At 51.2% G+C, this 10,000-nt stretch carries 8 tRNA genes and 6 rRNA genes (2 of these 14 cut by a window edge); all 14 read left to right on the forward strand.

What is annotated here, in order from left to right:
- Positions 1–202 (forward strand): 16S ribosomal RNA (locus PGH26_RS00475); it begins 1,350 nt to the left of the window's first position.
- A 394-nt stretch (positions 203–596) separates the two neighbouring features.
- Positions 597–3,528, forward strand: a 23S ribosomal RNA gene (locus PGH26_RS00480).
- A 79-nt stretch (positions 3,529–3,607) separates the two neighbouring features.
- Positions 3,608–3,723, forward strand: a 5S ribosomal RNA gene (rrf, locus tag PGH26_RS00485).
- Positions 3,724–4,123: 400 nt separating this feature from the next.
- Positions 4,124–5,675 (forward strand): 16S ribosomal RNA (locus PGH26_RS00490).
- 394 nt (positions 5,676–6,069) lie between these two features.
- A 23S ribosomal RNA gene (locus tag PGH26_RS00495) occupies positions 6,070–9,001 on the forward strand.
- A gap of 154 nt (positions 9,002–9,155) precedes the next feature.
- Positions 9,156–9,271, forward strand: a 5S ribosomal RNA gene (rrf, locus tag PGH26_RS00500).
- The 16S, 23S and 5S rRNA genes sit together here with 8 tRNA genes alongside, the layout of an rRNA operon.
- A 23-nt stretch (positions 9,272–9,294) precedes the next feature.
- Positions 9,295–9,370: transfer RNA gene (locus tag PGH26_RS00505), tRNA-Val, on the forward strand.
- 8 nt (positions 9,371–9,378) lie between these two features.
- Positions 9,379–9,454 (forward strand) — tRNA-Thr (locus tag PGH26_RS00510).
- Between the two features lie 8 nt (positions 9,455–9,462).
- Positions 9,463–9,538 (forward strand) — tRNA-Lys (locus tag PGH26_RS00515).
- A 36-nt stretch (positions 9,539–9,574) separates the two neighbouring features.
- Positions 9,575–9,656 (forward strand) — tRNA-Leu (locus PGH26_RS00520).
- A gap of 8 nt (positions 9,657–9,664) precedes the next feature.
- Positions 9,665–9,739: transfer RNA gene (locus PGH26_RS00525), tRNA-Gly, on the forward strand.
- 12 nt (positions 9,740–9,751) lie between these two features.
- Positions 9,752–9,840, forward strand: a tRNA-Leu gene (locus PGH26_RS00530).
- A gap of 21 nt (positions 9,841–9,861) precedes the next feature.
- Positions 9,862–9,938, forward strand: a tRNA-Arg gene (locus PGH26_RS00535).
- A gap of 18 nt (positions 9,939–9,956) precedes the next feature.
- Positions 9,957–10,000, forward strand: a tRNA-Pro gene (locus PGH26_RS00540); it runs 33 nt beyond the window's last position.

The raw sequence follows: 10,000 nt of genomic DNA on the forward strand, positions 1-10,000 counted from the left end.
GCTAGTAATCGTGGATCAGCATGCCACGGTGAATACGTTCCCGGGTCTTGTACACACCGCCCGTCACACCACGAGAGTTTGTAACACCCGAAGTCGGTGGGGTAACCCTTAGGGGAGCTAGCCGCCGAAGGTGGGACAGATGATTGGGGTGAAGTCGTAACAAGGTAGCCGTATCGGAAGGTGCGGCTGGATCACCTCCTTTCTAAGGATATATGTCAGTGGAACATCCTCGTGATGATGAAGCTGCACATTCGGAAAAGAACCTTTGGTTCTTACGTTGACATTTTGCGTTCAGTTTTGAAGGTTCATCAAAAAGCGGAGACGACCGTTTTGATGCGACAAGCATAAGACAGATCGACGAAGTGGCGATTTTTGCCACGTAGACGAGTTGGCTTATGATCTCGAGCATCAGGGAGTCGGAGCTGGATTATGATGAATATCTTCAAACTTGTTCATTGAAAACTGGATAAAACAACATTGAAGCAACAAATCAAGACAATCAACCGAGTCGGACACTATTTATAGTGAGCCGAACAGCGATTCTTGTGTTCTTTCTTCTCAATCATCGCTGATTGAAAGAAGAACGTTAACTTTTTGGTTAAGTTAGAAAGGGCGCACGGCGGATGCCTTGGCACTAGGAGCCTAAGAAGGACGGCACTAACACCGATATGCTTCGGGGAGCTGTAAGTAAGCTGTGATCCGAAGATTTCCGAATGGGGAAACCCACCATCTTTAATAGGATGGTACGTATTTGTGAATACATAGCAAATACGAGGCAGACCCGGAGAACTGAAACATCTAAGTATCCGGAGGAAGAGAAAGAAAAATCGATTCCCTGAGTAGCGGCGAGCGAAACGGGAAAAGCCCAAACCAGGAAGCTTGCTTCCTGGGGTTGTAGGACACTCTATACGGAGTTACAAAAGGATGAGTTAGGCGAAGCGACCTGGAAAGGTCCGCCAGAGTGGGTAAAAGCCCCGTAACCGAAAATTCATCCCCTCCAGAGTGGATCCTGAGTACGGCGGAACACGTGAAATTCCGTCGGAATCCGGGAGGACCATCTCCCAAGGCTAAATACTCCCTAGTGACCGATAGTGAACCAGTACCGTGAGGGAAAGGTGAAAAGCACCCCGGAAGGGGAGTGAAATAGATCCTGAAACCGTGTGCCTACAAGTTGTCAGAGCCCGTTAATGGGTGATGGCGTGCCTTTTGTAGAATGAACCGGCGAGTTACGATTCCATGCGAGGTTAAGCAGAGAATGCGGAGCCGCAGCGAAAGCGAGTCTGAATAGGGCGAATGAGTATGGGGTCGTAGACCCGAAACCAGGTGATCTACCCATGTCCAGGGTGAAGGTAAGGTAACACTTACTGGAGGCCCGAACCCACGTACGTTGAAAAGTGCGGGGATGAGGTGTGGGTAGCGGTGAAATTCCAATCGAACCTGGAGATAGCTGGTTCTCTCCGAAATAGCTTTAGGGCTAGCCTCAAACGTTAGAATCTCGGAGGTAGAGCACTGTTTGGACTAGGGGCCCATCCCGGGTTACCGAATTCAGACAAACTCCGAATGCCGATGATTTATGTTTGGGAGTCAGACTATGGGTGATAAGGTCCATAGTCGAGAGGGAAACAGCCCAGACCGCCAGTTAAGGTCCCAAAGTATTCGTTAAGTGGAAAAGGATGTGGCGCTGCCCAGACAACCAGGATGTTGGCTTAGAAGCAGCCATCATTTAAAGAGTGCGTAATAGCTCACTGGTCGAGTGGCGCTGCGCCGAAAATGTATCGGGGCTAAACGAATCACCGAAACTGCGGATTGACACCTTTGGTGTCAGTGGTAGGAGAGCGTTCCAAGGGCGTTGAAGCTGGACCGGAAGGACTGGTGGAGCGCTTGGAAGTGAGAATGCCGGTATGAGTAGCGAAAGAAGGGTGAGAATCCCTTCCACCGAATGCCCAAGGTTTCCTGAGGAAGGCTCGTCCACTCAGGGTCAGTCGGGACCTAAGTCGAGGCCGATAGGCGTAGACGATGGACAACAGGTTGATATTCCTGTACTACCTCCCCACCGTTTGAGTGATGGGGTGACGCAGAAGGATAGGGTGAGCGCGCTGTTGGTCATGCGCGTCTAAGCAGTGAGGTGTGAAACGAGGCAAATCCCGTTTCTACAACATTGAGCTGTGATGGCAAGGGGTGTATACCCTGGAGTCCCTGATTTCACACTGCCAAGAAAAGCCTCTAACGAGGTGGGAGGTACCCGTACCGCAAACCAACACAGGTAGGCGAGGAGAGAATCCTAAGGTGATCGAGAGAACTCTCGTTAAGGAACTCGGCAAAATGACCCCGTAACTTCGGGAGAAGGGGTGCTCTGGTAGGGTGTATAGCCCGAGAGAGCCGCAGTGAATAGGCCCAGGCGACTGTTTAGCAAAAACACAGGTCTCTGCAAAACCGTAAGGTGACGTATAGGGGCTGACGCCTGCCCGGTGCTGGAAGGTTAAGAGGAGAGGTTAGCGCAAGCGAAGCTTCGAATTGAAGCCCCAGTAAACGGCGGCCGTAACTATAACGGTCCTAAGGTAGCGAAATTCCTTGTCGGGTAAGTTCCGACCCGCACGAAAGGCGTAACGATCTGGGCACTGTCTCAACGAGAGACTCGGTGAAATTATAATATGCGTGAAGATGCGCATTACCCGCGACAGGACGGAAAGACCCCGTGGAGCTTTACTGTAGCCTGATATTGAATTCCGGTGCAGCCTGTACAGGATAGGTAGGAGCCTGAGAGACCGGAGCGCTAGCTTCGGAGGAGGCAATGGTGGGATACTACCCTGGCTGTATTGGACTTCTAACCCTTGCCCGTGATCCGGGCAGGAGACAGTGTCAGGCGGACAGTTTGACTGGGGCGGTCGCCTCCTAAAGAGTAACGGAGGCGCCCAAAGGTTCCCTCAGAATGGTTGGACATCATTCGCAGAGTGCAAAGGCATAAGGGAGCTTGACTGCGAGACCTACAAGTCGAGCAGGGTCGAAAGACGGGCTTAGTGATCCGGTGGTTCCGCATGGAAGGGCCATCGCTCAACGGATAAAAGCTACCCCGGGGATAACAGGCTTATCTCCCCCAAGAGTCCACATCGACGGGGAGGTTTGGCACCTCGATGTCGGCTCATCGCATCCTGGGGCTGTAGTCGGTCCCAAGGGTTGGGCTGTTCGCCCATTAAAGCGGTACGCGAGCTGGGTTCAGAACGTCGTGAGACAGTTCGGTCCCTATCCGTCGCGGGCGCAGGAAATTTGAGAGGAGCTGTCCTTAGTACGAGAGGACCGGGATGGACACACCTCTGGTGTACCAGTTGTCTTGCCAAAGGCATCGCTGGGTAGCTATGTGTGGACGGGATAAATGCTGAAAGCATCTAAGCATGAAGCCCCCCTCGAGATGAGATTTCCCATTACGCAAGTAAGTAAGATCCCTCAAAGATGATGAGGTGGATAGGTCTGGTGTGGAAGCATGGCGACATGTGGAGCTGACAGATACTAATAGATCGAGGACTTTCCCAAATATAAGTGAAGAGCCGTAAGGCTGTCTTGAAACATCAATGTTGGTTTTATCCAGTTTTGAGCGAATAAGCTCAAGTTGTCTGGTAATGATGGCGAAGAGGTCACACCCGTTCCCATACCGAACACGGAAGTTAAGTTCTTCAGCGCCGATGGTAGTAGGGGGCTTCCCCCTGTGAGAGTAGGACGTTGCCAGGCAGATGGAGTCATTCTGTTGTAGAATGGCTTTTTCTTTTCTAAAAGATCATAATTACTTGTGAACAATAACATTTCCTTGGAAATGCAAGTGAAATAATGGTTGCTAACTAAGTGATTGTGTGGTATTATTATCAATGTTGCTCTTGCGAAAAGCTTTCGTAGAGCGGTTGCTATAAATAAAAAGTTAAATAAAGTTGTTGACACGATGCTTACAGAATGTTATACTGTAAGAGTTGCTGAAAACAACAGAAACACCATGAACCTTGAAAACTGAACAGCAAAATGTCAACGAATTATCGTTTGAGAAACCGGTTCTGCCGGTGGAACAAACACAACAGATCTTAATCGATCTGATAGACATCTTAAATGATGCCAGTACGAATTGAGCAATCAATTCTCTTTTATGGAGAGTTTGATCCTGGCTCAGGACGAACGCTGGCGGCATGCCTAATACATGCAAGTCGAGCGAATCAATTGGAGCTTGCTCCTTTTGATTAGCGGCGGACGGGTGAGTAACACGTGGGCAACCTGCCCTGCAGATGGGGATAACTTCGGGAAACCGGGGCTAATACCGAATAATCAGTTCCCTCGCATGAAGGAACTCTGAAAGACGGTTTCGGCTGTCACTGCAGGATGGGCCCGCGGCGCATTAGCTAGTTGGTGGGGTAATGGCCTACCAAGGCAACGATGCGTAGCCGACCTGAGAGGGTGATCGGCCACACTGGGACTGAGACACGGCCCAGACTCCTACGGGAGGCAGCAGTAGGGAATCTTCCACAATGGACGAAAGTCTGATGGAGCAATGCCGCGTGAGTGAAGAAGGTTTTCGGATCGTAAAGCTCTGTTGCGAGGGAAGAACACGTACGGGAGTAACTGCCCGTACCTTGACGGTACCTCGTCAGAAAGCCACGGCTAACTACGTGCCAGCAGCCGCGGTAATACGTAGGTGGCAAGCGTTGTCCGGAATTATTGGGCGTAAAGCGCGCGCAGGCGGTCCTTTAAGTCTGATGTGAAAGCCCACGGCTCAACCGTGGAGGGTCATTGGAAACTGGGGGACTTGAGTACAGAAGAGGAAAGCGGAATTCCACGTGTAGCGGTGAAATGCGTAGAGATGTGGAGGAACACCAGTGGCGAAGGCGGCTTTCTGGTCTGTAACTGACGCTGAGGCGCGAAAGCGTGGGGAGCAAACAGGATTAGATACCCTGGTAGTCCACGCCGTAAACGATGAGTGCTAAGTGTTAGGGGGTTTCCGCCCCTTAGTGCTGCAGCTAACGCATTAAGCACTCCGCCTGGGGAGTACGGCCGCAAGGCTGAAACTCAAAGGAATTGACGGGGACCCGCACAAGCGGTGGAGCATGTGGTTTAATTCGAAGCAACGCGAAGAACCTTACCAGGTCTTGACATCCCACTGACCGGCATGGAGACATGTCTTTCCCTTCGGGGACAGTGGTGACAGGTGGTGCATGGTTGTCGTCAGCTCGTGTCGTGAGATGTTGGGTTAAGTCCCGCAACGAGCGCAACCCTTAATCTTAGTTGCCATCATTCAGTTGGGCACTCTAAGGTGACTGCCGGTGACAAACCGGAGGAAGGTGGGGATGACGTCAAATCATCATGCCCCTTATGACCTGGGCTACACACGTGCTACAATGGACGGTACAGAGGGCTGCAAACCCGCGAGGGGGAGCCAATCCCAGAAAACCGTTCCCAGTTCGGATTGTAGGCTGCAACTCGCCTGCATGAAGCCGGAATCGCTAGTAATCGTGGATCAGCATGCCACGGTGAATACGTTCCCGGGTCTTGTACACACCGCCCGTCACACCACGAGAGTTTGTAACACCCGAAGTCGGTGGGGTAACCCTTAGGGGAGCTAGCCGCCGAAGGTGGGACAGATGATTGGGGTGAAGTCGTAACAAGGTAGCCGTATCGGAAGGTGCGGCTGGATCACCTCCTTTCTAAGGATATATGTCAGTGGAACATCCTCGTGATGATGAAGCTGCACATTCGGAAAAGAACCTTTGGTTCTTACGTTGACATTTTGCGTTCAGTTTTGAAGGTTCATCAAAAAGCGGAGACGACCGTTTTGATGCGACAAGCATAAGACAGATCGACGAAGTGGCGATTTTTGCCACGTAGACGAGTTGGCTTATGATCTCGAGCATCAGGGAGTCGGAGCTGGATTATGATGAATATCTTCAAACTTGTTCATTGAAAACTGGATAAAACAACATTGAAGCAACAAATCAAGACAATCAACCGAGTCGGACACTATTTATAGTGAGCCGAACAGCGATTCTTTTGTTCTTTCTTCTCAATCATCGCTGATTGAAAGAAGAACGTTAACTTTTTGGTTAAGTTAGAAAGGGCGCACGGCGGATGCCTTGGCACTAGGAGCCTAAGAAGGACGGCACTAACACCGATATGCTTCGGGGAGCTGTAAGTAAGCTGTGATCCGAAGATTTCCGAATGGGGAAACCCACCATCTTTAATAGGATGGTACGTATTTGTGAATACATAGCAAATACGAGGCAGACCCGGAGAACTGAAACATCTAAGTATCCGGAGGAAGAGAAAGAAAAATCGATTCCCTGAGTAGCGGCGAGCGAAACGGGAAAAGCCCAAACCAGGAAGCTTGCTTCCTGGGGTTGTAGGACACTCTATACGGAGTTACAAAAGGATGAGTTAGGCGAAGCGACCTGGAAAGGTCCGCCAGAGTGGGTAAAAGCCCCGTAACCGAAAATTCATCCCCTCCAGAGTGGATCCTGAGTACGGCGGAACACGTGAAATTCCGTCGGAATCCGGGAGGACCATCTCCCAAGGCTAAATACTCCCTAGTGACCGATAGTGAACCAGTACCGTGAGGGAAAGGTGAAAAGCACCCCGGAAGGGGAGTGAAATAGATCCTGAAACCGTGTGCCTACAAGTTGTCAGAGCCCGTTAATGGGTGATGGCGTGCCTTTTGTAGAATGAACCGGCGAGTTACGATTCCATGCGAGGTTAAGCAGAGAATGCGGAGCCGCAGCGAAAGCGAGTCTGAATAGGGCGAATGAGTATGGGGTCGTAGACCCGAAACCAGGTGATCTACCCATGTCCAGGGTGAAGGTAAGGTAACACTTACTGGAGGCCCGAACCCACGTACGTTGAAAAGTGCGGGGATGAGGTGTGGGTAGCGGTGAAATTCCAATCGAACCTGGAGATAGCTGGTTCTCTCCGAAATAGCTTTAGGGCTAGCCTCAAACGTTAGAATCTCGGAGGTAGAGCACTGTTTGGACTAGGGGCCCATCCCGGGTTACCGAATTCAGACAAACTCCGAATGCCGATGATTTATGTTTGGGAGTCAGACTATGGGTGATAAGGTCCATAGTCGAGAGGGAAACAGCCCAGACCGCCAGTTAAGGTCCCAAAGTATTCGTTAAGTGGAAAAGGATGTGGCGCTGCCCAGACAACCAGGATGTTGGCTTAGAAGCAGCCATCATTTAAAGAGTGCGTAATAGCTCACTGGTCGAGTGGCGCTGCGCCGAAAATGTATCGGGGCTAAACGAATCACCGAAACTGCGGATTGACACCTTTGGTGTCAGTGGTAGGAGAGCGTTCCAAGGGCGTTGAAGCTGGACCGGAAGGACTGGTGGAGCGCTTGGAAGTGAGAATGCCGGTATGAGTAGCGAAAGAAGGGTGAGAATCCCTTCCACCGAATGCCCAAGGTTTCCTGAGGAAGGCTCGTCCACTCAGGGTCAGTCGGGACCTAAGTCGAGGCCGATAGGCGTAGACGATGGACAACAGGTTGATATTCCTGTACTACCTCCCCACCGTTTGAGTGATGGGGTGACGCAGAAGGATAGGGTGAGCGCGCTGTTGGTCATGCGCGTCTAAGCAGTGAGGTGTGAAACGAGGCAAATCCCGTTTCTCTAACATTGAGCTGTGATGGCAAGGGGTGTATACCCTGGAGTCCCTGATTTCACACTGCCAAGAAAAGCCTCTAACGAGGTGGGAGGTACCCGTACCGCAAACCAACACAGGTAGGCGAGGAGAGAATCCTAAGGTGATCGAGAGAACTCTCGTTAAGGAACTCGGCAAAATGACCCCGTAACTTCGGGAGAAGGGGTGCTCTGGTAGGGTGTATAGCCCGAGAGAGCCGCAGTGAATAGGCCCAGGCGACTGTTTAGCAAAAACACAGGTCTCTGCAAAACCGTAAGGTGACGTATAGGGGCTGACGCCTGCCCGGTGCTGGAAGGTTAAGAGGAGAGGTTAGCGCAAGCGAAGCTTCGAATTGAAGCCCCAGTAAACGGCGGCCGTAACTATAACGGTCCTAAGGTAGCGAAATTCCTTGTCGGGTAAGTTCCGACCCGCACGAAAGGCGTAACGATCTGGGCACTGTCTCAACGAGAGACTCGGTGAAATTATAATATGCGTGAAGATGCGCATTACCCGCGACAGGACGGAAAGACCCCGTGGAGCTTTACTGTAGCCTGATATTGAATTCCGGTGCAGCCTGTACAGGATAGGTAGGAGCCTGAGAGACCGGAGCGCTAGCTTCGGAGGAGGCAATGGTGGGATACTACCCTGGCTGTATTGGACTTCTAACCCTTGCCCGTGATCCGGGCAGGAGACAGTGTCAGGCGGACAGTTTGACTGGGGCGGTCGCCTCCTAAAGAGTAACGGAGGCGCCCAAAGGTTCCCTCAGAATGGTTGGACATCATTCGCAGAGTGCAAAGGCATAAGGGAGCTTGACTGCGAGACCTACAAGTCGAGCAGGGTCGAAAGACGGGCTTAGTGATCCGGTGGTTCCGCATGGAAGGGCCATCGCTCAACGGATAAAAGCTACCCCGGGGATAACAGGCTTATCTCCCCCAAGAGTCCACATCGACGGGGAGGTTTGGCACCTCGATGTCGGCTCATCGCATCCTGGGGCTGTAGTCGGTCCCAAGGGTTGGGCTGTTCGCCCATTAAAGCGGTACGCGAGCTGGGTTCAGAACGTCGTGAGACAGTTCGGTCCCTATCCGTCGCGGGCGCAGGAAATTTGAGAGGAGCTGTCCTTAGTACGAGAGGACCGGGATGGACACACCTCTGGTGTACCAGTTGTCTTGCCAAAGGCATCGCTGGGTAGCTATGTGTGGACGGGATAAATGCTGAAAGCATCTAAGCATGAAGCCCCCCTCGAGATGAGATTTCCCATTACGCAAGTAAGTAAGATCCCTCAAAGATGATGAGGTGGATAGGTCTGGTGTGGAAGCATGGCGACATGTGGAGCTGACAGATACTAATAGATCGAGGACTTTCCCAAATATAAGTGAAGAGCCGTAAGGCTGTCTTGAAACATCAATGTTGGTTTTATCCAGTTTTGAATGAACAAATTGTTCTTTCAAAAAAAGTCTTGTATATTACATAGTTTGTAGTATATAATATAAATTGTCTTTGAAAAAGGACAAGCACATTTGTCTGGTAATGATGGCGAAGAGGTCACACCCGTTCCCATACCGAACACGGAAGTTAAGTTCTTCAGCGCCGATGGTAGTAGGGGGCTTCCCCCTGTGAGAGTAGGACGTTGCCAGGCAAGCGCAGTAATGCGTGATATATGGAGGATTAGCTCAGCTGGGAGAGCATCTGCCTTACAAGCAGAGGGTCGGCGGTTCGAGCCCGTCATCCTCCACCATACTTTGTGCCGGTGTAGCTCAACTGGTAGAGCAACTGACTTGTAATCAGTAGGTTGAGGGTTCAAGTCCTTTCGCCGGCACCACTTAGTACGAGCCATTAGCTCAGTTGGTAGAGCATCTGACTTTTAATCAGAGGGTCGCAGGTTCGAATCCTGCATGGCTCACCATTTCTGTAATTAGATTACAGACTATCTAGAGATTATGCGGGTGTGGCGGAATTGGCAGACGCGCTAGACTTAGGATCTAGTGCCTTCGGGCGTGGGGGTTCAAGTCCCTTCACCCGCATCTCTTATGCGGAAGTAGTTCAGTGGTAGAATACGACCTTGCCAAGGTCGGGGTCGCGGGTTCGAATCCCGTCTTCCGCTCCATTGATTTTTTTTGCCGGGGTGGCGGAACTGGCAGACGCACAGGACTTAAAATCCTGCGGTAGGTGACTACCGTACCGGTTCGATTCCGGTTCTCGGCACCATTTTTATTTCGTGAATAATTTGCGCCCGTAGCTCAATTGGATAGAGCGTCTGACTACGGATCAGAAGGTTGTGGATTCGACTTCTGCCGGGCGCGCCAATTTTATGTTTTTTGGAACGGGAAGTAGCTCAGCTTGGTAGAGCACTTGGTTTGGGACCAAG

The sequence above is a fragment of the Sporosarcina jeotgali genome, from assembly GCF_033304595.1.
GTDB classification, from domain to species: domain Bacteria; phylum Bacillota; class Bacilli; order Bacillales_A; family Planococcaceae; genus Sporosarcina; species Sporosarcina jeotgali.